Genomic DNA, 25,756 nt, shown 5'->3' with positions numbered 1-25,756 from the left:
GGCATGTCCCGCCCCCTGACTTCGCAGACACACCGCCCCGTCGAATGACCTCGTGGGCGCGCGCCGCCGACCGACCGCGCCCGGCGCCGCGCCGCCCGGTTCCGAGGCACGCCCCGCCACCCGAACTTCGCAGGCACGCCCCTGCCACCGGCTCTTCACGTTCTCACGTTAGGCATGCTCATGACATACGCACGCGTCAAGGCCCACGCCTTGCAGTGGGGCACAGGACGCCCCGTGGCCGCCCTCGCCCCCCGCCCGCCGTACACCTCGACCGTCGTCCTGGAGGACGCCGCCCACCTCAACGCCCTGCTCGGCTCGGGTGTGGCCGGTCCCGGCACCGTCGTCCTCGTCCCCGGTGACGAGCCGAGCGCCGAGCCCGTACGGCACGAGGCGTCCGGAGCCGAGGTCATCACCTGGCAGGGATCGCTCGGCGAGCCCGGAGCGGAGGCGGGGCTGCACCCCGACTTCTACCTCCAGGTGCAGGCCTACTCGATCACCCCGTATCTCTCGGTGCTGGGCCCGACGCTGGTCCGGATCGCCGAGGAGGCCGACTTCCAGGCGTACCTCGACGACGCCGAACAGGCCCTGAACAAGGGCGAGTTCTCCGAGTTCCTGACCCATCCCGCGGTGCAGCTCGGTGACCTGTCCGCGCTGGGCGGCGGACACGAGGGCGACGGCCCCGGCCTGCGGCTGTACGTCGCAGCCGACGGCACCGTCCGCGTCTCCCCCGGCGGCGCCCCGCTCGGCCCCGCCGGTACCCCGCGCGACGAACTGCACCGTGCCTGGCAGGAGTCCGCCGACGCCCTCGGCGCGCTGCCGGACGGCGCCTCCCGTACGCGGCGACTGGCGGACCGGCCCTGGATCGGCCGCTACCTGGCAGCCGTGGGCGCGGCCAGGGAAGCCGTGACCCGTGGTGTGGAACGGCCGCGTGTCTCCGGGTTCGGCGGGCGCATGGTCTCCGCGCTGAACGACGTCGCCGGCCCCCGCGACGAGTCCGCCACGGCCCCGCTGCTGCTCTGGAACGACGAACGCGCCCTGATCCACCACCCCGTGGACCGCCGCACCGTCGCCCTCTCCACGGACGCGGCCCGCGCCGCCGAGGCGCTGCTGGTCACGGGCTCCGCACAGGAGGCCGCCCGGTACGCCGATCCGGGCACCGTCGACGCCGTCGCCGCCTACTTCGCCGGCATCGAACTGCCGCTCACCGAATCCGCCGAGCCCCGCGGCCTCACCGAGGAGGTGACCGTCTGATGGGCGCCATGCTGCTCAGCCCCGCCCTCGCGGGCACCCCGCTCACCGGCCGCGCCGCCGAGGCCGTCGCCGAACTCGGAGAACGGGCCGTCCTGTGCGACCTGTACGACGAGGCGGGCGCCCCCGTCTACCACGACATCGCCGGCACCACCCCGCACGAGGTGCGCGAACTCCTCGCCGCCCTGCGCCGGTCGCCCGGCGCGGTACTCGACCTGGCGGCCGGCTCGGGCCGGCTGACCTTCCCCTTCCTCGGCCTCGGCCGGGAGGTCACCGCCCTGGAACTGTCCGGCGACATGATCGGACTGCTCCGCGAAAGGCTGGCCGCCGCCCCTCCCTCGCTGCGCGAGCGCTGCACCCCGGTCCGGGCCGACATGAGCGACTTCGCCCTCGGCCGCCGCTTCGGCGCCGTCGTCCTCGGCACCACCTCGATCTCGCTGCTGCCGCCCGACGCCCGCCCCGGCCTCTACCGCTGTGTACGGGAGCACCTCGCCCCCGGCGGACGCTTCCTGCTCACCACGGTCGAGGTCGATCCGGCCGCCGACGGCACGGACGAGTCCGAGATCCTCGCCGAGGGCCAGAGCGGCCGCGGCTACCGCATGATCGAACAGTGGAGCGCCGGCGCCAGCACCCGCACGGTCACCATGATCCCGGTCGAGCCACCCGCCGAGGGCCCCGTCACCGTCGCCACCACCACCATCGGCGTCCTGCCCGCCCCCCGGCTCATCGCCGAGCTGGAGCAGGCCGGTTACGCCGTCCGCTCCCGCACCCCCGTCCCCGGCGGCGGACGCCACCACGACGTCCTGCTCGAAGCGGAGGCTCTGTGATGACCGAGACGACCCTGACCACCCAGACGGAAGGGACCGGCGCGCAGGACCACCCCGCGCTGTGGACCTCCCTCCTCCCCCCGTCCGCCCACGGCGACGACAGCATCTGCGCGGTCTCCGCCCAGGGCATGCGCGTACGCTTCGCCGACGGAACCGAACTCCTCGACGGCGACTCGGGGTTGTGGAACGCCAACCTCGGCCACGGCAACGAGAACATCGCCCGCGCCGCCTACGAAGCCCTCCTCGACGCCTCGTACCTGAGCGTCTTCCGCTACGAGCACACCTACGCCCGGCGCGCCGCCGAGGCACTGGTGGAGCTCTGCGGCCCCGACCACTTCGCCCGGGTGCTGTTCTCGACCTCCGGGGGCGCGGCCAACGACCTGGTCATGAAGACCGCCCGGCACTATCACGCCCTGAGGGGGCAGCCGTCCCGCAAGCTCGTCGTCGGGCTCCGCGGCAGCTACCACGGCCTGACCTTCGGCGGGTTCGCCCTCACCGGGGAGAACCTCGGGCAGCAGGTGTACGGCGTCGACCAGCGCCTGGTCCGCCATGTCACCCCCAACGATCCTGCCGACATCGAGAAGCTGATGCGGGCTCAGGGCGGGCAGGTGGCCGCCGTCGTGGTCGAGCCGGTGCTCGGCAGCGGGGCCGTACCCCTCACCGACGCGTACCTCGACACCCTGCTGAGACTGCGTGACGAGTACGGGTTCCTGCTCGCCGCCGACGAGGTCGCCACCGGGTTCGGCCGTACCGGAGACATGTTCGCCTCCCAGCGCTGGAGCGGGCGCCCCGATCTGCTGGTCACCTCCAAGGCACTGACCAACGGGACCTGCGCCGCCGCGGCGGTGATCGTCTCCCGGGACATCGCCGACGTCTTCCGCGCCGAGGACGCCACGCTCACCCACGGCGAGACACAGGCCGGCACCCCGGTGACCTGCGCCGCGATCCTCGCCACCATCGAGGAGATGCGACGGCTGGACGCGGTGGCCCACGGCCGGCGCGCGGCCGGGATCCTCGGTGCCGCGCTGGACCGGCTCGTCGCCGAGCACCGCCTGTTCGACTCCGCCGACGGCATCGGGCTCTTCCGGTCCCTGCGGATCCGTACCGCCGACGGCGAACTCCTGCCGCAGGCCGAGGTCCTCGACCAGATCGCCGCCATCCGCGAGGCGGGCGCGATCGTCCACGCGGGCATCCACGGTGTGCAGTTGATGCCGCCGCTCACCGCGACCGACGCGGAGATCCTGGAACTGACCGAGGCCGTACGCACCGGTGTCGAGCGGTACGCGGGAGGCACCCGGTGAACATCGCCTGGTCCGGTTCCACCCGGCTGCTGACCGGCCCCGCGGGGCTCGCCGACTGGCTGGACGACTTCGACGACGCCCGGGGGAGGGCGGGTTCCCCCGACACCGCTCTGCTGCTCGACCCGGCCGTCACCGAGAGCCGTATCACCGCCCTGGTGACCGCGGAACTGGACCGGGCCGGCCACACCACCCGGCGCATCGTGCCCGAAGGGGACGGCGGCCCGGACGAGATCCTCGCCCTGGCCGACGCCACCGCCGACGCCGACCTGATCGCCGTCGTCGGCGGAGGATCCGTGATCGACCGGGCGAAGCTCCTCGCGGTCGCCCACGAGGACCGACGGGCCCGCGCCGATCTGCGCACCACCGGCCGCAGCGGACTGCTGACCCTCGACGCGCGCACCCGCCGGGCCCGCCCCCTGCTGGCGGTGCCCACCACCGTCGGCACCGGCGCCGAACTCAGCCGGGTCGCCTGCCTCCCGCACAACAGCGGCAAGCGGCTCGTGATGAGCGACGCGCTGGCCCCGGACGCGGCACTGCTCGACCCCGCGGCGACCGAGACCCTGCCCGCCGAACTCCTCGTCGAGGGCGCGCTGGAGGCCCTCTTCCGCACCGTAGGCCCGTACGTCGGCAACCTCCTGGACCGCCCGGTCGAGGACGCCCTCGCTCAGACGGCCGCGGTGCAACTGGCCCGGCTGGGCGGTGAGACGGCCCGGCAGCTCGCGGCGGGGCGCACCCCCGACGCCGAACTGCGGATGGACCTCGCCCGGCTCAGCGGACTCACCCAGTCCACCTGGCTCTCCTACGGCCGCGACCTGTTCAGCACCGAAGGCTGGATGATCGCGAACGAGCTGTCCAGCGCGCTCGGCACCCGCAAGATGACCGCGGTGGCCGCCCTGCTGCCGCCCCTGTGGCAGGCGGTCCTCGCCGGGGACACCCGGCTCGGCTCCGCCCCCCGCCTGCGGCGGATCTGGGACCTGCTGCGCTCGGCCGACAGCAGCGGCGACCCGCTGCCCGCCGGGCCGGCGGCAGGCATCACCGCCCTGATGGACCGTTGGGGCGTGGCACGGGACCTCACCCTCCCGCCGCCGCTGCTCGAAACGGTGGCCCGCCGGACGGTACGCACCTGGGGCGCCGGGCTCCCCATGCTCGGCGGACTGCGGACGGCGGACGTGAGCGCCCTGCTCGCCGCGGCTGCCTGAGCCCGCCCGCCCCACCTCACAGACTTCCGCGCCGGCCCGGCGCGGGGAACGCACCACCTCGCCACATCACCAACTCACCAACTCACCAACTCACCAAGGAGAAAAGTCATGAACGAGCAGTTCGAGAACACGGCCTTCGACACGGACAACCTGGAGCTCGGTCTGCAGGAGCTGGAGGCCATGGAGGCCCCGGGCTGGTGGACCACCGGCGGCGTCGTCGTCGGCATCTCCCTCGTCTCCATCGTCGCCACCTGATCCACCCGGATCAGTCGGCAACACCCGAACACACCGCACCACACCACTCACGGAAGGAAGCCGCCATGAACGAGCGCTTCGAGAACGCCGCGATCGACACGGACAACCTGGAGCTCGGTCTCCAGGAGCTGGAGGCCATGGAGGCCCCCGGCTGGTGGACCACCGGCGGCGTCGTCGTCGGCATCTCCCTCGTCTCCATCGTCGCCACCTGATCCACCCGGATCAGTCCGTCACCCCAACACCCCATCCACAGAAGGAAGTTGCCATGAACGAGAAGTTCGAGACCGCCACCGTCGACACGGACAGCCTGGAGCTCGGCCTGCAGGAGCTGGAGGCCCTCGAGGCCCCCGGTTTCTGGGAGGGCGTCTCCATCGGCATCGCGATCAGCACGGTCGTCGTCGCCACCTGATCCACCCGGATCAACGGACCCTCGCCTCACCTCAACTCAACGCACATCAAACGAAGGGAAGTTGCCATGAACGAGAAGTTCGAGACCGTCGCGGTCGACACGGACAGCCTGGAGCTCGGCCTGCAGGAGCTGGAGGCCCTTGAGGCCCCGGGCTTCTGGGAGGGCGTCTCCATCGGCATCGCGATCAGCACGGTCGTCGTCGCCACCTGATCCACCCCCGGCACCAGCCGGAACGGATCGAGTGGACCGGGCCCGGCCGGGAGAACTCCCGGCCGGGGCCCGGCCCTCGTCCCCACCCTCTCCCCCCACACACCACCAGAACCTCCGGAGCACCCCATGCCACGACACGACAGGAGCGGCCGCGATGACCACCAATGACACCGCCGTCTCGCTGAGCGGCCTCACCAAGACCTACAAAGGCGTCACCGCCGTCGACGACCTGACCGTCGACATCCGCGCCGGTCGCGTCACCGGTCTGCTGGGCCGCAACGGAGCGGGCAAGACCACCACCCTGCGGATGCTCCTCGGACTGGCCGCCCCGACCGCCGGCACCGCCACCATCCTCGGCAGGCCGTACGCCGAACTGCCCGACGCGGCCCACCGGGTCGGCGTCAGCATGGACGGCATGGGCGGCGTTCCCGGCGCCACCGTCCGAAGCGAACTCCGCATCTGGTGCACCGTGCTCGGACTCCCCGCCACCCGTGCCGACGAGGTCATGGAGATCACCGGGATCGCCGACGCCGCCACCCGCCCCGTCAAGGGCTGCTCGACCGGTATGCGACAGCGCCTGGCCCTGGCGGCCGCGCTGCTCGCCGACCCCGAGGTGCTCGTCCTCGACGAGCCGGCCAACGGCCTGGACCCGGACGGCATCCGCTGGCTGCGCGACACGCTGCGCTCCCTGGCCGGAGAGGGCCGGACGGTCCTGGTCTCCAGCCACCAGCTCGCCGAGCTGGAGCAGACCGTCGACGACGTGGTGATCATGCAGCGCACGCTGCGGTACGCGGGCACGCTCGCCGACCTCACCGGTCACGGCGCGACCCGCCTGGAGGACCGCTTCTTCGAGCTGGTCGACCCGGCCGCCACGTCCCCCGCCGCCGAGAACCTCGCCGCCACGGCCCCCACAACCCCGACCCCGAGCACCGCGGCTCCGGCCGCCGTCCGCACTCCGGAAAGGATCACGTCCCGTGCGTAACCTCGTCGCCGGTGAAGCCCGCAAGGCCCTGACCGGACGCATCTGGTGGTACCTGCCGCTCGCCGGCGCGTGGCTCTGCCTGATCACCACCTTCGGATACGTCTCCGAAGGCGAGAAGGCCATCGCGTCCGGCTCCACCGCTCTCGCCGTCGGCCAGGACGTCGCCCGCGCCTGGATGATGATGTTCCTGCTGGCCGCCGTCTTCGGCGCGGTCGCCGTCACCCGCGACTACGGCTCCGGGACGATGGTCCGCTCCGTCCTCCTGGCCGGCTCACGGACCCGCCTCTTCGGCGCCAAGCTGATCGTCTCGACCGTGGCGGGCGCCCTGTTCGGCCTGTTCGCCGCGGCGCTCGGCACCGCGAGTGTCTACCTCGCCCCCGGGCCGTTCGGCTTCGAGGCCGCCGCGGACGGCGAGACCGCCCTGATCCTCTTCGGCGTCTTCGCCTGCTGCACGCTGGCCGGACCCTGGGGCGCGCTTGTCGGCTGGATCGTCCGCAACCAGACCGCGGCCGTCGTCACGCTGCTCGTCCTCACCCTCCTCGTCGACCCGGGGCTGCAGCGCATCGTGCCCGACGCGTCCAAGTATCTGCTCACCATCGCGATGAGCTCGGTCTACCGCGACGTGAAGCCCGACCTGCTCTCGCTGCCCATGGCGTACGCCGTGATCGCCGCCTGGCTGGCCGCCGCCTTCTTCGTCGGCCGCCGCCTGGTCCGTACCCGCGACATCGCCTGACCGCCGGCCACCGGCGCGGCCACCACCCGCGGCGCCACGCCGGTCTCCTTCGCCGGGCCCACCGCGCGCGCCGCCTCACCGAGACCGGCCGCCCACGGCCGCCTTTCCACCGCGCTCCGCCCGCCGCCTGTGTGCCGCCGCTCGCCGGGCCACCGCCCGTCGCGTGCCCACCGCCCGGCGCGTGTCCGCCACTGCCGTGCCCGCCGTCCGTCGACCCGAGGTGCTCTCACCATGCCCGCAACCAAGACCGCCGCCGCCCCCGACCTGGAGCGGCCCCGAACCGCCGGCGACGTCGCCGTGCACGAGCCGCTCACCGACGGCGCCCCCTGGGTGATCCAGCGCGGCGAGCACCAGCACTTCCGTACCAGCGAGAACCTGGCCCGGCTGGTCCGCCTCCTCGACGGCAGCCGCGACCACGGCCAGCTCGCCGACGAACTCGGCCGCCCCTGGACGCCGGACCACGTCGACCGCGCGATCCGCAACCTCGCCGACTCCCAGCTCCTCGACGACGGCCGGCCCACGCAGCGTGTGCGCCGAGTCCGCTTCGCCGGGCCGCTGACCATCCAGTTCACCCTGCTCAGGCCGGAGCGGATGCTCCGCCGCCTCACCCCGCTGATCCGGCCGCTCGCCCACCGCGCCGTCCTCGCCGGCGCGGCGGCGGTCACCCTGCTCGGCGTGCTGGCCCTCGCCGCCGCCGGTCCCACCCTCGGCGCGGCCCTCAGCCGCCCGATGCCGCTGTGGTCGTACGCCGCGGTGATGCTCGGTGTCCTGCTCACCACCGCCGTCCACGAGGTCGCGCACGGCGCGGTCCTCACCCACCACGGCGGCCGGCCCAGCCGGATGGGCTTCATGCTCTTCTACATGTCGCCGGCCTTCTTCTGCGACGTGTCCGACGGCTGGCGGCTGCCCAGCCCCCGTCAGCGCGTCCAGGTCGCCCTCGCCGGCATCGGCGTACAGGCCGTGGCCGCCGGTTCCGCCGCCCTCGCCGCGCTTCTCGCGCCCGCCGGACCGCCGCGCGACACCCTGCTGCTCGTCTCCCTCGTCAACTACATGACCTGCGCGGTCAATCTGCTGCCGCTGGTGAAGCTGGACGGCTACATCGCGCTGATGAGCCACCTCGACATCTCCCACCTGCGAGAGAAGGCCATGACGGACGCCCGCCGGTTCCTCGCCGGGCTGATGTTCGGCGGCCGCGACTACGGGCGTGAACTGCCCGGGCGCGGCTGGGCAGTTCCGTACGGGATCGCCTGCCTGCTGTTCCCGCTGTACCTGGTGTCGACCGCGCTCACCCTGTGGGGCTCGATCCTCCAGCGGCTCGGCATCGCCGGCTCGGCGCTGATGGTGTGCGGACTCGGATACCTGCTGTGGCGGCTCGGCAAGGGCACCGCCGCCCTGGTCAAGGAGGCGCTCAGGGCAGGCGCCCGCCCGCTTCGTATCGCCGCTGCCGGAGCGCTCGCGGCTCTCTCGCTCGGCCTCGCCGCCACGCTCGTCCAGGTCCCCGCCACCGTGTCGGCCGGCTACACCACGAACCGCGACGGCAGCCTCAGCCTGCTGGTCGCCGAGGGCGGTGCCGGCTTCGACCTCACGGAGGGCACCCCGGTGACCCTGCACCGCTCGGGCCTGTTCAGCCGTCCCGAGGTCGGCACCGCCCGGCTCGGCGAGCCGGTCGGGCACGACACGCTGGCGCCGCTGACCGCGATGCTCCCGGTCGACAACGAGCGCCCGTGGCTCGCGATGAGGGCGTACCCGCTGGAGCGCGGCACCACGACGCCCGCTGCCGACGGCGCCGACCGGACCGGCGTCGCCGAGGTGCGGGCCGGAGACCAACCGCTGTGGAAGTGGTTCGCGGTCTCCTACCTCGGCCCGCTGCTCCCCTGACCTCCCACTCTTCGACTTCTGGTACCCCGTTCCCGGAGGACCCCGCCATGTCCCTGCGCCATGTCGCCCACTGCCCGCCCGGCACCCCCTTCTACGACCGCCCCGCCGGCGTCACCGGTGAGGACGCCTTCCCCCTCGCGGCGACCGAACCGCCCGCCGGCTGGACCCGTGACGCGATGGGCGAGTGGACCGTACTGACTCCCGCGGATCCCCAACTCCCCACGCAGGGCTGGAAGATCCACGTCTCGGCGACCGCCGGCAGCGCGCCCGAGGTGCTGGACGCCGTCCGCGACTACTGCTTCCGGCGGTCGCTGCTGTTCAAGTTCCTCACCAGTCCGGGGATGCTGATGCTGCGCAACAGCAAGTACGGGGACCGCGGCAGCAGCGGCAAGTTCATCACCGTGTACCCCCGCGACGAAGCCGAACTCCACACCGTCCTCGAGGAGTTGGACGCCCTGATCGGCGGCCGTCCCGGTCCCGCCGTCCTCAGCGACCTGCGCTGGCGCCGCGGTCCCCTGTACGTCCGCTACGGCGGGTTCACCCTCCGCATGGGCCGCGGCCCATCGGGCGAGTCCGTTCCCTGCATCGAGGATCCGGACGGCAACCTCGTCCCGGACGTACGAGGTCCCGCCTTCCGTCCGCCGGCCTGGGTGCGGCTGCCCCCGTTCATCGCGCAGGCACTGGCCGACCGCAACAAGGGCGGCGGACTCGGCTCCTTCCCCTTCAAGATCACACAGGCGCTGCACTTCTCCAACGGCGGCGGCGTCTACCGGGCCACCGACACCCGCGACGGCCGGCCGGTCCTCGTCAAGGAAGGCCGTCCGTACGCGGGCCTGGACGACACCGGCGCCGACGCGGTCGCCCGGCTCCGCCATGAGCACGACGCGCTGGTCGCACTCGACGGACTCCCCGCGTTCCCAGGCGTCCTGGACTGGCGCAAGGGCAACGAACACTGGTTTCTGACGCGGGAGTTCGTGGACGGCGAGCCGCTCGGCAAGGAGGTGACCGCCCGCAATCCGCTGGTCCACGCCGTCACCGAGCGGCACACGGCGATGTCCGTCGCCGCGTACACCCGCTGGTCCCTGGACGTCCTCGACCAGATCGAGGCCGCCGTCACCTCCATGCACGAACACGGCCTGGTCTTCGGTGACCTGCACCCCAACAACGTTCTGATACGCCCCGACGGCACCGTCGCCTTCATCGACCTGGAGACCACCCGCCCCATCGGGGGCCACACCGGCCAGGCCATCGGCGCCCCCGGTTTCGCCGCCCCCGCGGGCACCACAGGACCGGCCGTCGACCGCTACGCCCTCGGCTGCCTCCGCCTCAGCACCTTCCTCCCGCTGACGGCGCTGCTGTCGTGGGCACCCCGGAGAGCCGAGGAGCTGATCGCCCGTATCGCGGAGGACTTCCCGGTGCCGGAGGGGTTCGGGGCACAGGTGCGCGCGGATCTGGGCCTCGACGCCGGGGCATCCGCGGTACGCATGGCGTCGGCGTCGGCCTCAGCGGCGACGGCTGCGGCTGCGGCCCCCGTGCCGTCTGTCGCGCCCGCGACACCTGCGGCGCCCGCGGACGACCCGCTGGTTTCCGTCGGGCGGATCGGTGCGGGCGTGCTCGCCTCCGCCACGCCCGAGCGGACGGATCGTCTCTTCCCCGGTGACGCCGACCAGTTCAGCCATCCGGACGGCGGCCTGAACATCGCCAACGGTGCGGCGGGCGTGCTGTGGGCGCTGCACGGCGCGGGCATCGCCGTACCCGAGCCGCACGTCGACTGGCTGGCCGGAGCCGCCCGCCGACTGGACACGGCCCGACCCGGGCTCTACGACGGGCTGGCCGGAATCGCCTGTGTCCTCCAGGAGTTGGGCCGCCCCGACGAGGCCGCCGAGCTGCTGGACCGCGCCCTCACCGGCCCTCGCGAACACCACCGGGACGGCAGTCCCGACCACAGCCTCGCGGGCGGCACGGCGGGGCTCGGCATGGCGCTGCTCCACCTCGCCGACCGCCGCGGCGACGACTCGCTGGCCCGGGAGGCACACCGGCTCGCCGAAGAACTCGCCGACGAACTGACCGCCCGGCTCCCAGCCGACTCGTCGTCACAGGCCTTGCTCGACCCGGCGTCCGGCCGGCGTCCCGGTCTGCTGCGCGGCGGTTCGGGCGAGGCGCTGTTCCTTCTCGCCGCCCACGGCCCGGACCGCGACTTGCTCGACGCGGCCCATGCGGCCCTCACCCACGACCTGCTGGTCTCCGGCCGACTGCCCGGCGGGCCGAGGACTCCGGCGCCGGCGCCCTGGCACGGGCACCAACTGGCGTACGGCGGAGCGGGCCAGGCCATCGCGGTCCACACCTTCCTGGCCCATCACCGGGATCCGCGGCTCACCGCCGTGCAGGACGCCCTGCTGACCGACCTGACCTCGCAGTTCCATCCCGCCTGCGGGCTGTTCACCGGCAAGGCGGGCGCACTCGCGGCTCTGGTCCACACCGACGACGGCTCGGAGGCGACCCGGCGGGCGATCCGTGCCCTGACCGCCGGCCTGGACATGTTCGCGGTGCCGCAGGAGGGCGGGACCACCGGTTTCCTCGGCGACCATCTGCTCCGGCTGTCCACGGACCTCGCCAGCGGCTCCGCGGGAGTCCTGGCCGCGCTGAACGCGGCCCGCACCGGAGCCGCCGCCCTGCCCTGCGTACCGTTGGCACTGGGCACTCCGTCCGAACTCGCCGGGCCGGAGCCGGTCCCGGCCATGGGGTGACCGCTCCGGCGGCTCCGCCCACCCTGTTCCACCGCTGTTCGCCGTCTCACCGGCCGTGTGCCGGTACGGCCCCCCCCACCCCCGGAGTTCTCATGTCCACGCAATTACTGGTCAGCATCCGCAAGACGGAGGACGCTCTGCCCTCGGCGGCGCCGGAGACCGCGGTCGTCCGCCTCGTCTCGGTACTGCCGGGGGACTGGGTGGTGAGACCGGCCGGCACGACGACGGACGCCGCCACCGTGGCCGTCACGGCTCCGGCCGGCACTGCGGCACCCGAGGCCCTGCGCACGGTGGACGAAGCCCTCTCCACTCCCCCCATGCAGGGCTGGATCCGCGGCTGAGCCCCGACGTGCCGCGCGAAGATCCGGGGGTGGACGTCACGTCGGCTCGCTCCGCTCGCTGCGCGAAGAAGGGGCGGCGCCGGAATCCTCCGGTGCCGCCCCTTCCGGCTGTCTGTCTACATGCTCAGGAGCCCGACATGGCATCCCCGAACACGGGGTCGTCTCCCGAGTTCCCGATGCCCACGGACGACGCGCCGAAGCTCACCGCGCCGGTGGTCGTGATGCCTCGGGTGGAGCCGCGCAGGATCCATACGGCGCCGTCGTCGCTGTTCTCGCCGGCCGCGCCCACCGTCAGATCGGTGCGGCCGTCCTTGTTGTGGTCGGCGAGGTGGATGGCGCCGCCGAACAGGTCCGAGGACTCGTTGGCGCCAGGGACACCCGGGGTGCCCTGGTTGAAGGACTGGGCGCCGGCTGCCGTCAGGCCGGAGGCGCCGCCGCGCAACACCCAGACGTTGCCGGCGTGGTCGCCGGAGCCGATGGACTCGAAGGGGGCGCCGACGGCGAGGTCCGGGTAGCCGTCGCCGTTGGTGTCGCCCGCGGCGAGCGTGCTGCCGAACAGGTCCCACGACTCGTCCGCGCCCGGCACGCCTGCGGTGGCCTGGCTGAAGACGCCGGTGCGGGCGGTGTCGATGCCTGCCGCGGCGCCGTAATACACGGTGGCGTAGCCGCCGAGCGCCGTCTGATCCCCGATGGGGTCGTCGTCGGTGCCGATGACGAGGTCGTCGTGGCCGTCCCTGTCGAAGTCGGCTGCGGTGAGCGAGGCGGGGTTGTCGTCGCTCACCTGGGTTTGCAGGGTGAGCCCGGCCGAGGAGCCCCGGTAGACGAAGGCACCGGCGAAGGAGCCCACCACCACGTCGTCCGCCCCGTCGTCGTCGAAGTCCCCGGCGGTCAGCTGGACGGCGCCATGGGGGTACCCGCCGGCCTCGATCTGCGCGTCGAAGCGCAGCTTCCCGGCCGCGCCACGGGACTTGGTGAAGCCGCCCTTGAAGATCCACACGTCCTTGCCGGTGGAACCAACCGCCAGATCGGCCTTCCCGTCACCGGTGAAGTCACCGACCGCGAGGGACTGGCCGAACCGGTCGTGGCCCGACGCGTTCGGGTCGCCGATCGTCGTGCCGCCTGACAGGCCGGACGAGCCGCCCCACACGATCGTGACCGAACCGCCGTCGACATCGCCGCTGACGTCCTCCAACGGTGTGCCCACGACGAGATCGCCGTAGCCGTCCCTGTTGAGGTCGCCGTGCGCGAGTTCGGTGCCGAAGCGGTCGGACTTCTCCGAGGCGCCCGGCACGCCGGAGGAACTCTGCGAGGTGGTCTTGTGGCGCGCGGCGCTGATACCGCTCGACGAGCCGTAGTTGACGACCACGGCGCCCGCCTTCGCCTTCCCGGCCGCGACAGCCCCCGGGGCGCCGACCGCCAGATCACGGTAGCCGTCACCGTTGAAGTCGTCGGCGAGGCCCGACGCGGCGGCACTCGCGCCGCCGGGCAGCGTGATGAGCAGGCCACCGGCCAGGGCGGCCGCGACGGCGGTGGCGCCCAGGACGAGGGGACGCCGGGAGCGCTTGTGATGGGGCCGGGACATGGGTTCCTCTCCGAGACATACGTGCGGGCCCAGAGAGGACCTCTGGTGAGCCTGAAGGGTTGTACCGCCGGACAGCAGCACGAACCCGCCGGACAGCAGCACGAACCGGTTGCAACCCGGTCGCGCTTGACGGCCGTGTTGTCCGCGACGGGTTTCTCGGCCGTGGCGACCTGTTCGTAAATCCCGCACAGAAATATGGCGAGCCGACGGAGTACCCGTTCTTCCCGGTGATGTGCCCGGACTACGACTTCGACGTTCCCTCGTACGCCACCCTCGACCGCTTCGAGCGCGAACTCGCCCGCCGCGCCCCCGTCACCCGCTTCAGCACCCTCGCCTGGACGGCCCAGACCGGCTGCCAGGACTGGCCGACCGAGGTGACCAACCCGCAGCGCGGGCTCGATGTCGACGGCACTCCGCCGATCCTGATGACCAGCAGCCGTTACGACCCGGCCACGGCGCACTCGTGGGCCGTCAACGCCGCTCGCCAGATAGGACGCGAGGCCGTGTTCCTCACGTACGACGGTGTCGGCCACGGCGACTACTGGCTGAGCCCCTGCTCGCGCGACGCCATCGACACGTACCTCGTGACCCTGAAGACCCCCCGCAAGGGCAGCCACTGCCCCGCGGTCTGGCCGACCGGGGACTCCGGCCAGCGGCAGTCGCCGGCCGGCGGCCTCGTCAACCCGCTGCCCGAGCTGCTGGGCACGGGGACGTACGGGTGAACCGCGTGACGCGGCCCCTTTGATTCGAGGCCTGCCTCGCAGACGGCCCCGCACGCAGGTCAGTACGCGGAAAGTCAGCCGGCCAGCGGCCGACTGGCAGCGGCCGGCGGTCGACTGGCAGCCGTCGGCGGTCGACTGGCAGCCGTCGGCGGTCGACTGGCAGCCGTCGGCGGTCGACTCGGATTCGAGGGCCGATTGGGATGCTGTGGCCCGTTGGGGCCTGCCCTCCCAGGGAACTCCCGAGGAGTTCCCTGGGAGTTCCCAAGGGCAGGCCCCGGACCATTCGACCAGGAGGGCCCCATGACCACCGAAGAGATTCCCGCGAAGGCCAAGGAAGTGCGGCTGGCCGCACACCTGGAGGGTGCGCTGGCTCTCTCGCACTTCGAGCTGGCCGAGGCCGAGGTTCCCGAGCCCGGCGACGGTGAGGTGCTGGTGCGCTACCAGTACCTGCAACTGGCCGCCGTGATGCAGGACTTGATGAAGCCGGACCCGAGCCTGCCGATGCCCGGCTATCAGCCGGGCGCTCCGATGTGGGGCGCCGCGGTGGGTGTGGTGGTGAAGTCCAACAGCCCCGATCTGGCCGTGGGCGACCTCGTCGAGGGCATGGACGGCTTCAAGGAGTACTCGGCGGGACCGGCCGGCGACTACTTCAAGCTGGACGGGGACGCGTTCCCGAGCCCCGTCCACTATCTGACGCAGGGTCCGACCGCCTACCACGGCATGGTGGACATCGCGGAGGTCGGCGCGGGCGACACGGTGTTCGTGTCCGGCGCGGCCGGCGGTGTCGGCTCGCTCGCGGGCCAGATCGCCAAGTGCCGGGGGGCCAAGCGGGTCATCGGCGCCGCGGGCAGCAAAGCGAAGGTCGACTACCTGGTGAAGGAGCTCGGCTACGACGCCGCGTTCGATTACCACGACGGCCCGGTCCTCGACCGCCTGCGGGAGCTGGCCCCCGACGGCATCGACGTCTTCTTCGACACGGTCGGCGGCGAGCAGTTCGAGGCCGCGGTCCAGGCGGCGGCGCCGGGCGCCCGCTTCGCGCTGTGCGGCGCGCTGTCGGGTCAGGTCGGCGACGCGGAGGGAGCGTTCCCGCGCCTCGACGTGATGACCTCCATCGTCAAGCAGCTCGTCATCCGCCCGTTCGCGACCTACCACACGCCCGAGCAGATCTGGGCGTGGAACTCGCACTTCGCGCAGTGGCTCGGCGAGGGCAGGTTCGTACTGCCGCAGACCGTGGTGGAGGGCGGCCTGGCGGCGGCGCCGCAGGCCCTGATCGACCTACTCAAGGGCAAGTACACCGGAAACCTCGTGGTGAAGCTGTCGTGAGCGGGCCCGGCAGGCACTTCGCGTTCTTCAACATCCCGGCGACCGGCCACCTCGTCCCCACGCTCGGCGTGGTGGAGGAGCTGGTCCGCCGGGGTCACCGGGTGACGTACGCGGCGACCGAGGCGTACGCGGACCTGATCGCCTCCACGGGGGCGACCGTCCTGCCGTACACCTCGTCCATCGATCCGCAGACGATCGTGCCCGCGGGTGCCGAGGACTGGCTCGCGCGGGTGCTGCTCGGCAACGTGCGTGAGGGGGCCGCGACGGCCCCGGTGTTCGAGGAGTACTTCCGCGGCGACCTGCCGGACCTGCTGGCGTACGACATCTCGGTGCAGTTCCTCGGCGGGGTACTGGCCCGCAAGTGGAACCGGCCCGGGGTGAAGTTCTACTCCGTGTCGCCGACGAACCGGAGCATCCCCCGGGAGGCCGTCGGGGCGGCGTACGACCGGATCGAGGCCGAGCTGCGCGACTTCGCGTCCGCGCACGGCGTGGCGGACGTGTCCTTCGACGAACTGGTCGACGATCCGCGGGCGTTGAACCTGGTGTCGGTGCCGCGCGCCTTCCAGTACCAGCAGGAGACCTTCGAGGAGGACCGGTTCGCCTTCGTCGGACCGTGCCTGCGGGAGGGTGACCTGGCGGGTGGCTGGGAGCCGCCGGCGAGCGGGCGTCCTGTGGTGCTGATTTCGCTGGGTACGAGCTTCAACGCGCAGCCGGAGTTCTTCCGGATGTGCGTGGAGGCGTTCGCGGGGCTGCCCTGGCACACGGTGCTCGTCACCGGTCCGGGGGTGGACCGGGCGGCGCTCGGGCCGCTGCCGGAGCATGTGGAGGTCCATGCGTGGTTGCCGCTGCAGGCGGTTCTCGCGCATACGCGTGTTTTCGTCTGCCACGGTGGCTGGGGCACGGTCATGCAGTCGCTGTACGCGGGGACGCCGATGGTGGTCGTGCCGCAGGTCGGTGAGACCGATCAGCTGGCCCACCAGATCAGCGAGCTGAACCTTGGACGGGTGGTCTCCCGCGACTCGGTCACCGCGGCGGTACTGCGCGACGCGGTCGCGGGGGTGGACGGTGACCGGGCGGTCCGGGCGAGTGTTGCGCGTATGCGGGAGCAGGTTCGCGGCGCGGGCGGGGCTGGGCGCGCGGCGGACGTGATGCTTGGGCATCTGCGGCGGCATGAGCGGGGCGGTGCGGTGGTGGCCTGACGGCTTGCGCCGCGCCACCGGACGCGACCTGCTTGGCGCGTGGTGACGGCGACGGCCAAGGCGAAGGGCCGGGCTCCTTCGGGGAGCCCGGCCCTTCGCGTTGCTGCGGGCTCGGCCCGACGAAGCCGCGCCTTCAGAGTTCGAAGCTGCGGGTTCGTCGTGGCTGGTCGCTCCCCCACTCTCGGCTGCGCTCGAGCGGGGGGACCCCCATCGCGGCGGAGCCGCAGATTGGCACAGCCCCGCGCCCCTGAAGGGGCGCTGCCCCGGGCCGGTGGCTCAGGCGAGTCCCGCCACGAACAGGCCTCGGCCGTTCTGGACCTCTGGGACGTAGGTCGCGTCGAAGCCGGCCGCGTGGAAGGCCGACTCGTACTGCGTGCGCGTGAAGAGCGTTGCCCGGTGGGTTTCCGTGAAGTGGTGGGTTCCCTTCTTGGGGTCCGCTATCACGTAGTGGACCTCCATGCGGGAGGCTTCGCCGTCGCGGACTGTGTGGGAGACGCGGGCGATGCGGCGGGCGCCCGACTCCACCACGTCGGCGGCTACGTGGCCCGGCAGGAAGGTCTCCGGGAACCACCACGGTTCGACGGCGACCGCTCCGCCGGGAGCCAGGTGCCGGGCGAAGCAGCTCAGGGTGGAGGTGAGTTCGGCCTCCGTCGACAGGTAGCCGACTGAGGCGAACAGGCAGGTGATGACGGAGTACGTGCGGCCCAGGTCGAAGTCCCGCATGTCGGCGACGGACACCGGTACGCCGGGCAGCCGGCGGCGGGCGGCCTCCAGCATGGCCTCGGAGAGGTCGACGCCCTCCACCCGGTCGAAGTGGCGGCCGAACACCTCCAGGTGAGCACCGGTACCGCAGGCGACATCGAGCAGGGAGCCGGTGTCCTTCGTACGCGTCCGGATGAGGTCGAGGACGGTCTGCGCCTCGGTCGGGAAGTCCTTCCCGCGCGCGCTGTGGGTCAGGTCGTAGATCTCCGCCGCTTCGGCGCCGTACATGGGATCACCTCGAATGGCCGTCAGGGCACGGCGACTTGCCGCCTCCGCCAGCGTCCGGCGGCACGGTCGACCGCGGCTGGACCGGTGCTCGGTCCGGTGCTCGGTCAGGGCGGTGTCAGGCTGAGCACCACCGCCTCGGCGTGGCACACAGACCATCTCCAGTCGCGCACAGGCCATCTCCAACGGCCGCTGGAGCACGACGACTTGCCGCCACCACCACCGCCGGCGTCCGGCGGCAGGGTCGACCGCGGCTCGATCGGCACTCGGGCCGGGCGTGTGAGGCTGAGTACCGGGGCCTGTCGTCCGTACGGGCAGGACCTGACGTCCGTACCGGCAGGGTCTGTCCCGCCGCTTTCGAGGAGGAACACCGCACATGGCCGGCACCGGCAGCAAGCAGCAGCAGCCCGTAGCCTCGACGGCGTCCTGGGCGGACGTGTGTGCCCGGCGGCTGGTTCGGCACAGTCTGGACGTGCCGGCGTCGGCCGGGCGGATGGCGGAGGTCGTCGGGGCGATGGGTGGGGCGCACGCGCAGGTGATGTCGGCGGCCGAGTTGTCGATCGGGCTGCGCACGGCGGGTACGACGCGTGCGGACGTGCGGCGGGCGCTGTGGGAGGACTGCACCCTGGTCAAGACGTTCGGGCCGCGCGGCACCGTGCATCTGCTGCCCGCGGCCGAACTCCCGCTGTGGACCGGAGCGTTGGCCGCCGTTCCGGAGGCGGGCGGCGGGCTTCCGCAGGCGGCCCGGCTGGACGCGGCGCAGACCGAGGCCGTGGTCGAGGCGGTCGCGGACGCGCTGCGGGCGGAGGAACCGCCGACCGTCGACGAGCTGAGCGATGCGGTGATCGAGCGGCTGGGCGACTGGGCCGCCGACCCCGTCGTACCCGCCTTCACCGGTATGTGGCCGCGCTGGCGGCAGGCCCTGCACACCGCGGGCCACCGCGGGGCGCTGTGCTTCGGCCCCAACCGCGGCCGGAAGGTCACGTACACCAGCCCGGACCGCTGGCTGCCCGGCTTCACGCCGATGGATCCGGAGAAGGCCCTGGCCGAGGTCGCCCGGCGTTACCTGCGTTCGTACGGACCGGCGAACGCCCAGCACTTCGCACAGTGGCTGAGCGCGCCGCGCCGCTGGGCCGCCGGCCTGTTCGACTCACTCGGCGACGAACTTCGGCCCGTGGCGAGCCCGTTGGGCGACGGCAGCACGGTGTACGAGCTGGCCGACGAGGGCCCGTACGAGCCGGCGGCCGACCCCGGCGGCGTACGGCTGCTGCCGTACTTCGACGCGTACGCGGTGGGCAGCCACCCCCGGGAGCTGGTCTACCCGGGCGTCGCCGCCGAGCGGGCGCTGTCCAACGGCCAGGCGGGCACGGTGCAGGTGCTCACCGTCGACGGGGTGGTGGCCGGCGTCTGGCACCAGAAGCGCTCCGGGCGAAAGGTCGCGCTCACCGTGGAGGCGTTCGGCGTGCTCACCCGGGCCCAACTCGCCCAGGTGGAGGAGCAGGCGGCGCGGGTCGGGGAGATCCTGGAGGCGGTTCCGGTGCTGACGCTGGGGCCGGTGGCGAACGGCAAGCACCTCTGAGCGGGGCGGATGGCGGCGGGCGGCAGTCGCCGGCACCGCGGCGGGTGCGTCTCTGGGCTCCGCCGGCCCGCCGCGCCGTAGCGCCGCCCGGTCGGCGGGCGAGCAGGTCGGCCGGGCCGCGGCAGGGGTCCGACGGCAGGCGAGCGCGGTCCGGCACGCGGGTGGACAGTGGCCGTACGACCACCTGTGTACGGGACTGCCTGCCCGAGTACGAGAACAAGCGCGCCGCCCTCTGCCCATACATCCCTCGCTCCCCCACCGCATGCGGGACCGCACCATCGAGGCGGTGCAAGCTCCCGGCCTCCGTGAGACGGCCGCGCCCAGCGGCCGTCGCATCGAGGCCGCGTAGGAGAGACCGGTCGAAGGGGGCACCGGTCCGGTGCCCCCTTCGACCGACGTGCGTTCAGGCGGGGACGGCGGACGCTCCCGCCTCCTGGGCCTCCCGTACCCGGTGGGCGGCGGCCCGATGGGCCTCCCAGTGCGCGCGGACCGCGTCCTCGAGGGAGTGCCGCGGGTGCCAGCCCAGCAGGTCCCGTGCCGGGGCCGGGTCGACGCACATCCAGTCGGCGGCGCCGGGCGTGCCGCGCTCCGTGACCTGTGCCCGGACTCCGCTGACGGCGATCAGCAGGTCGACCAGTTCCCGTACCGGGACGGCCTCGCCCCGGCCGATGTCCACGACCGCGCCGGCCGCCGGGACGTCGGGGTCGGTGGCCCGGACGACGGCGTCGGCTACGTCCCGTACGTCCACGTAGTCGCGGTGGGCGCGCAGCGGGGACAGTTCGACACGCACCGGCCCGGTGCCCGGGGCTCCGGCCGCGAGCCGTGCGGCGACCTGGCCGAGCAGGCTCACGGCGGGCGTGCCCGGCCCGGCGACGTTGGCCACCCGCAGCACGAGCGCGTCGACGTCGCCCGCCGCCTGCGCGGCGAGGACGGCCTCGGTGGACGCGAGCTTCGCCCGCCCGTACGCCGTGTCCGGCCGGGCAGGTTCGCGTGCCGTCGTGCCGGTGGGGACGGGGCCGTACTCCAGGACGGACCCGAGATGAACGAGGCGCGGCCGGACCGCGGCCCGCCCGAGCGCGGCCAGCAGGCGCAAGGTCGGGGCGACGATCGCGGGGGCCATCTCGGCGTCGGTACGGCCCCAGATGCTGCCCACGCAGTTGACCACGGTGTGCGGCCGTTCGGCGTCCAGCAGCCGGGCAAGCGCCGGGCCCGCGCCGTCCGACCCCAGGTCGAGGCGGATCGTCCGCACCCCGGACGCGGCCCCGTCCTGCGGACCTCGCGCCACGGACAGCACCCGCTCCCCGCGCACGGCCAGCGCGGCACACACCTCCCGCCCGACGAACCCACTGCCCCCGAGCACCAGCACCCCACCGGCGTCCGGGCCACTCACGCCGCGGCCCCCGACCACACGGGCCGGCCAACGGCGAGCCGGAGCGGGGAGGCGGCCGGATCCCGCGACTCCTCCACGCCCCAGGTCACCCGGCCCTCCGGGTCCGTCCCGACGACGCCCAAGGCGCGGCGGTCGACGGCCTTCGGCACCACGGTCCGGGCCACCACGGCCCGCACCCACGCAGGCCGGCCCGCCGCAAGCCGTAGTCGGCGGGCCGACTGTCCGGCTGCGGATCCGCGGGCGAGGACCGAGCCGCAGACGCCGCCGATACGACGGACCCCGGCGCCCGGCCGCAGGATGGAGTCGCCGCTGCCTGCGGCCTCGACAACGCACCCGGCCCCGATGGCCGTACGGCGGGCGACGCGGCTGTCACGGACGACAGGCCGGCCGGACCCGAGCCGGAGCCGACGGACGGCCTGCCCAGCTGCGGACTCGCGGGCGAGGACCGAGCCGCGGACGCCGCCGATACGACGGACCCCGGCGCCCGGCCGCAGGATGGAGTCGCCGCTGCCGGCGGCCTCGACAACGCACCCGGCCCCGATGGCCGTACGGCGGGCGACGCGGCTGTCACGGACGACAGGCCGGCCGGACCCGAGCCGAAGTCGGCGGACGGCCGGCCCGGCGGCGGACTCGCTCAGGCCGAGCGGGGCCTCCTGCGGGATGCAGGTGATGCGGGCGCCGGAGGCGGAGCCGTAGTCGCCGGGCGCCGTCTCGGTCGCCTCTCGCCGGGCGCCGACGATCACGCCGATCTCCTCGGCGCCCGGCTCGCGCTGGTTCTTCGGGACGTGGACGAGCACGGGGCGGCCCGCCGCCGGGATCAGTCGGTCGGGCGAGGTGTCGCTCAGCAGACGTAGGCGTGTGCCCGAACTGCCGTACGGAACCTGGGATTTCATCGCTTCTCCTGTCGGCTTCGCCGGTGTTCGGTCGGGTTCAGGCAGGCCAAGGTGGCCGGGCGGGCTTGAGCTCGGGTTCAGCCCGGCTGGACAGCGGGCCCGGCCCGGCGGTACGCGCGCGCACGACTCCAGCCCCTCTCGAGGCCGCGTCGGCAAGGTGGGGCCATGACCAGTGGGATGGACACCGTGGACTCAGTGCAGGCACCGCACTCAGCGCCCGCCGGGGCGGCGGCTCCCGGACCGCCGGCGGGCGTGTTTCTCGCGCAGCGTCCCCGGTGGGCGCCCGTGGACGCGCCGGGCCTGCCGTACGGGCGGCACGGGCGGCACGGGCGGCTCGAATACGCCGAGATCGAGGCGCCCCTCGACTACGCGCGCCCCGACGGCCCGCGGATCACCCTGGCCCTGAGCCGGATCCGCGCGACGGGCGGCCCGGGCCGGCGGCGCGGCATTCTGCTGGCGCTGAACGGCGGCCCGGGCGGCGACAACGGCATCGGGCGCGGTCTGCCGGCCCGGCTGGTCGCGGCCACCCCGCTGGGCGAGGTGTACGACCTCGTCGGCTTCGACCCGCGCGGCACGGGCGACTCGACCCGTCTGGAGGGCGAGGACAGCCCGGTGACGGTGCCCTTCGACTCCCGTCCTCCGGACGAGGTGTTCGACGCGCTCGCCGCCGACATGCGCGAGCGCGAGGAGGGCTGTCGCCGGGCGGGCGGCGAACTGCGCCCGCACGTCTCCACCCGCAACAACGCCCGCGACATGGACCTGATCCGGGCCGTACTCGGCGAGGAGCGGCTGAGCTTCGTGGGCTGGGCGTACGGCACGCTGCTGGGCGCGGTGTACGGAACGATGTTTCCCGGGCGGCTGGACCGCAGCGTGCTGGACTCGTCCGTGCACCCCGGCTGGGACTGGCAGGCGCAGTTCCGCTCACAGGCGGAGGCGACCCGGGAGAACGTCGACGCCTGGGCCGAGTGGACCGGCGAGCGGCCGTCCGCCTTCGCCCTGGGTACGGACGCGGCCGGTGTGATCGCCACGGTCGAGCGGACCGCCGCGGCCCTGTTCGCGCTGGACGGCGGCCGGGCGCTCCGTACCTCCTTCGACATGATCATCGGCACCCTGGCGGCGGACCGGTCCCGCTGGGACCAGCTCGGTGAACTGGTCCGCGCGCTGCTGGCCGCCGCGGCCTCGGGTGACGCGCCGCGGGCCGGGGAACTGCTGGCCGGACAGGCGGAATGGCGTCCGGGGAAGTCCGCGGGCACCCGGCGGGAGGCCGTCCTGGAGGCGGTCACCTGCGAGACGGACTGGCCGTCCGACCCCGCGCTCCACCACGCGGCCATGCGGGACTTCCGGGAGCGCTGCCCGTACGGGCTCGGCGTGATGCGGGCGCAGCCGTGGGTCGGGACGTTCCGTACGTTCAGCCCGCCCGAACCGCCGACCCGTATCCGCGGCGGAGGCTGTCCGGCCGGGCTGGTCGTGCAGGCGGACGGCGATCCGCTGGACCACCACGAGGGCGGCCGGGCGATGGCCGAACGGCTGGGCCACCGGCTGGTGCGGATCACCGACTCGGGCGCGCACGAGGTGTACGCCCTCGGCGGCAACGCGGCGGTGGACGCGCTCGTCAACCGCTACCTGCTGGACGGCGAGCTGCCGTCCGGCGCCGAGACGTGCGTACCGGGGGTGCCGCGGCCGGCCGTGCCGGCGGGCTGATCCACCCGACCGACCCGACCAGCCCGACCGGCACTGGCCGCCCACGTACGGCCCCTCGTTACCCGTTCCTCACGAGCGGCCAGTGGCGGACCGGGGCAGCCGGACGATTCCGGGTCCCGCCCGTGACGGTGGGGCCGACCACCGACCGACCGCAGGGGGCACAGCGGGACCCCGACCACCGACCGACCACAGGGGACACGGCAAGGCCCCGACCACCGACCAACCACAGGGGATGACATGCGCTGGGACAACATCTATCTCGCGGGCACCGGTTCCTACCTGCCCGAGCAGGTGCAGACGGCGGAGCAGGCCGTCGCCGAGGGGCTGGCAGACGCGGACGAGGTCGCGGCCCACGGCATACGTGCCGTGCGGGTCGCGGCGCCGGACGAGACCGGACCGGTGATGGCCGCGCACGCGGGGCGGCGTGCGGTCGAGCGGTCGGGCCTGGCGGCGGAGGACTTCGGTCTGCTGATCCACTCCTACGTTCTCCACCAGGGCCAGGAGATGTGGACCCCGGCGAGCTACGTCCAGAACGAGACCATCGGCGGCACCGCGCCGGCGGTGGAGGTGCTGCAGAACTCCAGCGGCGGCCTGTTCTCGCTGGAGATGGCGGCCTCCCACCTCGCGGCGCGTCCGCAGCCGGGCGCGGTGCTGATCACCACCGGGGACCAGCACCGGCTGCCCTACTTCGACCGCTGGAACTCCGACGACGCGCTGGCGCACGGCGACGGCGCGGGTGCGGTGGTCCTCAGCAACCAGGGTGGTTTCGCGCGGCTGCTGGCCACGGTCTCGTACGGGGACCCGTCGCTGGAGCCGTTCCTGCGGGGCACTCGGGGCTGGACGCCGGCGCCGTTCGCCGAGGGCAGGCCGATCGATCTGCGGAGCCGGATCCGGGACTTCATGGCGCAGAGCGAGGCCAACCTCGACCTCATGGGCGAGAAGATCGGGTCGATGAGCGTCCGGGTGCTGGAGGACGCCCTCAAGGAGGCCGGTTCGGACCTGGAGAGCGCGCGGTTCTTCGTCCACCCCCACATCAACAAGCCGACCGTGGAGTTCGCGTACCACGACGCGCTCGGGGTGAACCCGGACACCACCACCTACGAGTGGGCCCGGGACCTGGGGCACATGGGCGCGGGCGACCACCTGATCAGCCTGGACCACGTCGTCGCCGAACGCGCCCCGCGCAAGGGCGACCTGCTGATCGCCATGGGTGCGACGGCCGGGTTCGTCTGGACCGTCGCGGTGCTGGAGTTCCTCGTCGACCTGCCCACCCCCTGACATCCCGAGATCCCCCTGGTAGGAGAGGACACGACCGATGACCGACACCGCCGCGAGCCAAGCCGGAGCGAAGAAGGAGAAGGCAGCGAAAGAAGAGAAGGAAGGGAAGAAGGCGAAGAAGGACAAGTTCGCGCACCTGAACGTGGAGGAGGGGACGCTGCGGCACGGCCTCCCCTACCGTGCGCTCGGCACCGGTGACGAACCGCTGGTGGTGCTGCGCTGGTTCACCGACAACCACACCAACCCTGAAGGGTGGGAGCGGAACGTCGAGCTGAAGCAGCTCGCCCCGCTCGCCGAGCGCTACCGCGTCTACGCGGTCAACCGCGCGCCCGGCATGGCGAAGGGCACCACCATGGAGCAGATCGCCGAGCAGCACGCGGAGGCGCTGACCGAGAAGTTCGGCGGCCCGGTGCACATCCTCGGCACCTCCTCCGGCGGCTCGGTCGCGCTGCAACTGGCCGCCGACCACCCGCAGGTCTTCAGGCGCATGGTCCTGGCGATGGCCGGTCACACCATGGGCGACGAGGCGCGCGCGGCGCAGCTGAAGTACGCGGAGGCGTGCGAGGCAGGGCGTCGCGCCCTGCACCACACCGCGCGGATCTCCTTCAAGAGCGCGGCCCTGGCCAAGGTCGTCGCGCCGCTGATGTGGCTGGTGGACCCGTTCGTACGGCCCAAGGAGCCCTCGGACATGGTGGCCTTCGTCCGGGCCGAGGCGGCGTACGACGTCCGGGACCGGCTCGGAGAGATCCGCGTACCCACCCTGGTCATCGCGGGCGGCCAGGACCCCGCCTGCCCGCCCGAGGTGTGCCGCCGTACGGCCGACGGCATGCCGGACGCGGAGCTGGTGGTGTACGAGAAGGCGGGCCATATCGGCACGTTCAACAACCCGCAGTTCCCGAAGGACGTACTGGCCTTCCTGGGCGGCGGCTCCCCGGGCCGGGGCTGAACCCCGCCTCCCCGCGGACCCGACAC

Annotated in this window: 24 protein-coding genes; 20 read left to right on the top strand and 4 right to left on the bottom strand. The window is 73.3% G+C overall.

The window, feature by feature from the left end; translation table 11 throughout:
- The first annotated feature begins 180 nt into the window (after positions 1-180).
- The 13 genes from mpaB to G6048_RS23985 all read left to right on the top strand — a co-directional run bounded on the left by mpaB (position 181) and on the right by G6048_RS23985 (position 12,130).
- Positions 181-1,251, top strand: coding sequence for a daptide biosynthesis RiPP recognition protein (gene mpaB / locus G6048_RS24045; protein ID WP_206342054.1), 1,071 nt, complete (start codon positions 181-183; stop codon positions 1,249-1,251).
- Positions 1,251-2,075: a daptide-type RiPP biosynthesis methyltransferase gene (gene mpaM, locus G6048_RS51020; protein WP_268979003.1), complete on the top strand. Its 825-nt coding sequence runs from the start codon at positions 1,251-1,253 to the stop codon at positions 2,073-2,075. Before mpaB ends, mpaM begins: the two co-directional genes overlap by 1 nt.
- Positions 2,075-3,376: a daptide-type RiPP biosynthesis aminotransferase gene (mpaD, locus tag G6048_RS24035; RefSeq protein WP_165341664.1), complete on the top strand. Its 1,302-nt coding sequence runs from the start codon at positions 2,075-2,077 to the stop codon at positions 3,374-3,376. The genes mpaM and mpaD overlap by 1 nt, the downstream gene beginning before the upstream one ends.
- Positions 3,373-4,575 (top strand): daptide-type RiPP biosynthesis dehydogenase, encoded by a 1,203-nt coding sequence (gene mpaC / locus G6048_RS24030; RefSeq protein ID WP_165341663.1) that lies wholly within the window; start codon positions 3,373-3,375, stop codon positions 4,573-4,575. The genes mpaD and mpaC overlap by 4 nt, the downstream gene beginning before the upstream one ends.
- Positions 4,576-4,683: 108 nt before the next feature.
- The gene (locus tag G6048_RS24025; protein WP_165341662.1) at positions 4,684-4,830 is read left to right on the top strand and encodes a daptide-type RiPP; all 147 of its coding nucleotides are present in this window, start codon (positions 4,684-4,686) and stop codon (positions 4,828-4,830) included.
- 65 nt (positions 4,831-4,895) lie between these two features.
- Positions 4,896-5,042 (top strand): daptide-type RiPP, encoded by a 147-nt coding sequence (locus tag G6048_RS24020; RefSeq protein ID WP_165341661.1) that lies wholly within the window; start codon positions 4,896-4,898, stop codon positions 5,040-5,042.
- Between the two features lie 53 nt (positions 5,043-5,095).
- The gene (locus G6048_RS24015) at positions 5,096-5,239 is read left to right on the top strand and encodes a daptide-type RiPP (protein ID WP_165341660.1); all 144 of its coding nucleotides are present in this window, start codon (positions 5,096-5,098) and stop codon (positions 5,237-5,239) included.
- A 66-nt stretch (positions 5,240-5,305) separates the two neighbouring features.
- Positions 5,306-5,449 (top strand): daptide-type RiPP, encoded by a 144-nt coding sequence (locus G6048_RS24010; RefSeq protein WP_165341659.1) that lies wholly within the window; start codon positions 5,306-5,308, stop codon positions 5,447-5,449.
- Between the two features lie 154 nt (positions 5,450-5,603).
- Positions 5,604-6,431 (top strand): ABC transporter ATP-binding protein, encoded by an 828-nt coding sequence (locus G6048_RS24005; RefSeq protein WP_165341658.1) that lies wholly within the window; start codon positions 5,604-5,606, stop codon positions 6,429-6,431.
- Positions 6,424-7,164: an ABC transporter permease gene (locus G6048_RS24000; protein WP_165341657.1), complete on the top strand. Its 741-nt coding sequence runs from the start codon at positions 6,424-6,426 to the stop codon at positions 7,162-7,164. Before G6048_RS24005 ends, G6048_RS24000 begins: the two co-directional genes overlap by 8 nt.
- 231 nt (positions 7,165-7,395) lie before the next feature.
- Positions 7,396-9,042 (top strand): daptide biosynthesis intramembrane metalloprotease, encoded by a 1,647-nt coding sequence (gene mpaP, locus G6048_RS23995; protein WP_165341656.1) that lies wholly within the window; start codon positions 7,396-7,398, stop codon positions 9,040-9,042.
- 47 nt (positions 9,043-9,089) lie between these two features.
- Positions 9,090-11,789 (top strand): class III lanthionine synthetase LanKC, encoded by a 2,700-nt coding sequence (gene lanKC, locus G6048_RS23990; protein WP_165341655.1) that lies wholly within the window; start codon positions 9,090-9,092, stop codon positions 11,787-11,789.
- Between the two features lie 92 nt (positions 11,790-11,881).
- Positions 11,882-12,130 (top strand): hypothetical protein, encoded by a 249-nt coding sequence (locus tag G6048_RS23985; protein ID WP_165341654.1) that lies wholly within the window; start codon positions 11,882-11,884, stop codon positions 12,128-12,130.
- 124 nt (positions 12,131-12,254) lie between these two features.
- On the opposite strand, the gene G6048_RS23980 is transcribed toward G6048_RS23985, so the two are convergent.
- The gene (locus G6048_RS23980) at positions 12,255-13,712 is read right to left on the bottom strand and encodes an FG-GAP-like repeat-containing protein (protein ID WP_165341653.1); all 1,458 of its coding nucleotides are present in this window, start codon (positions 13,710-13,712) and stop codon (positions 12,255-12,257) included.
- 230 nt (positions 13,713-13,942) lie between these two features.
- Between G6048_RS23980 and G6048_RS23975 the strand changes: the two genes are divergently transcribed.
- The 3 genes from G6048_RS23975 (at position 13,943) to G6048_RS23965 (ending at position 16,956) form a co-directional block, all read left to right on the top strand.
- The gene (locus tag G6048_RS23975) at positions 13,943-14,434 is read left to right on the top strand and encodes an alpha/beta hydrolase (protein WP_165341652.1); all 492 of its coding nucleotides are present in this window, start codon (positions 13,943-13,945) and stop codon (positions 14,432-14,434) included.
- A 300-nt stretch (positions 14,435-14,734) separates the two neighbouring features.
- Positions 14,735-15,757, top strand: a complete 1,023-nt coding sequence (locus G6048_RS23970) for an MDR family NADP-dependent oxidoreductase (RefSeq protein WP_165341651.1) — start codon at positions 14,735-14,737, stop codon at positions 15,755-15,757.
- On the top strand, positions 15,754-16,956 hold the full coding sequence (locus tag G6048_RS23965; RefSeq protein WP_165341650.1) for a macrolide family glycosyltransferase: 1,203 nt from the start codon (positions 15,754-15,756) through the stop codon (positions 16,954-16,956). The genes G6048_RS23970 and G6048_RS23965 overlap by 4 nt, the downstream gene beginning before the upstream one ends.
- 276 nt (positions 16,957-17,232) lie before the next feature.
- On the opposite strand, the gene G6048_RS23960 is transcribed toward G6048_RS23965, so the two are convergent.
- Positions 17,233-17,946 (bottom strand): class I SAM-dependent methyltransferase, encoded by a 714-nt coding sequence (locus G6048_RS23960; RefSeq protein WP_165341649.1) that lies wholly within the window; start codon positions 17,944-17,946, stop codon positions 17,233-17,235.
- Positions 17,947-18,319: 373 nt separating this feature from the next.
- On the opposite strand from G6048_RS23960, the gene G6048_RS23955 reads away from it, so the two are divergent.
- Positions 18,320-19,522 (top strand): winged helix DNA-binding domain-containing protein, encoded by a 1,203-nt coding sequence (locus tag G6048_RS23955; protein ID WP_165341648.1) that lies wholly within the window; start codon positions 18,320-18,322, stop codon positions 19,520-19,522.
- A 403-nt stretch (positions 19,523-19,925) separates the two neighbouring features.
- Here G6048_RS23955 and G6048_RS23950 read toward each other — a convergent pair whose 3' ends face one another.
- Together G6048_RS23950 and G6048_RS48760 are read right to left on the bottom strand one after the other, a co-directional pair.
- Entirely contained in the window at positions 19,926-20,912 is a 987-nt protein-coding gene (locus tag G6048_RS23950) for an NAD-dependent epimerase/dehydratase family protein (protein WP_328826810.1), read from the bottom strand.
- Entirely contained in the window at positions 20,909-21,805 is an 897-nt protein-coding gene (locus tag G6048_RS48760; protein WP_206342053.1) for a glycosyltransferase family protein, read from the bottom strand. Before G6048_RS48760 ends, G6048_RS23950 begins: the two co-directional genes overlap by 4 nt.
- Before the next feature lie 165 nt (positions 21,806-21,970).
- On the opposite strand from G6048_RS48760, the gene G6048_RS23940 reads away from it, so the two are divergent.
- From G6048_RS23940 to G6048_RS23930, 3 genes are all read left to right on the top strand, one after another.
- The gene (locus tag G6048_RS23940; protein ID WP_235990232.1) at positions 21,971-23,506 is read left to right on the top strand and encodes an alpha/beta fold hydrolase; all 1,536 of its coding nucleotides are present in this window, start codon (positions 21,971-21,973) and stop codon (positions 23,504-23,506) included.
- 237 nt (positions 23,507-23,743) lie between these two features.
- On the top strand, positions 23,744-24,784 hold the full coding sequence (locus G6048_RS23935) for a ketoacyl-ACP synthase III family protein (RefSeq protein ID WP_165341647.1): 1,041 nt from the start codon (positions 23,744-23,746) through the stop codon (positions 24,782-24,784).
- 37 nt (positions 24,785-24,821) lie between these two features.
- Positions 24,822-25,730, top strand: coding sequence for an alpha/beta fold hydrolase (locus G6048_RS23930; protein WP_235990230.1), 909 nt, complete (start codon positions 24,822-24,824; stop codon positions 25,728-25,730).
- Positions 25,731-25,756: the final 26 nt, after the last annotated feature.

Origin of the sequence: Streptomyces ureilyticus, assembly GCF_011045025.1 — a bacterium.
Lineage (GTDB): Bacteria > Actinomycetota > Actinomycetes > Streptomycetales > Streptomycetaceae > Streptomyces > Streptomyces ureilyticus.
Note: the sequence above shows the minus strand (reverse complement) of the source record. Positions and strands in the feature narration are given on the sequence as shown.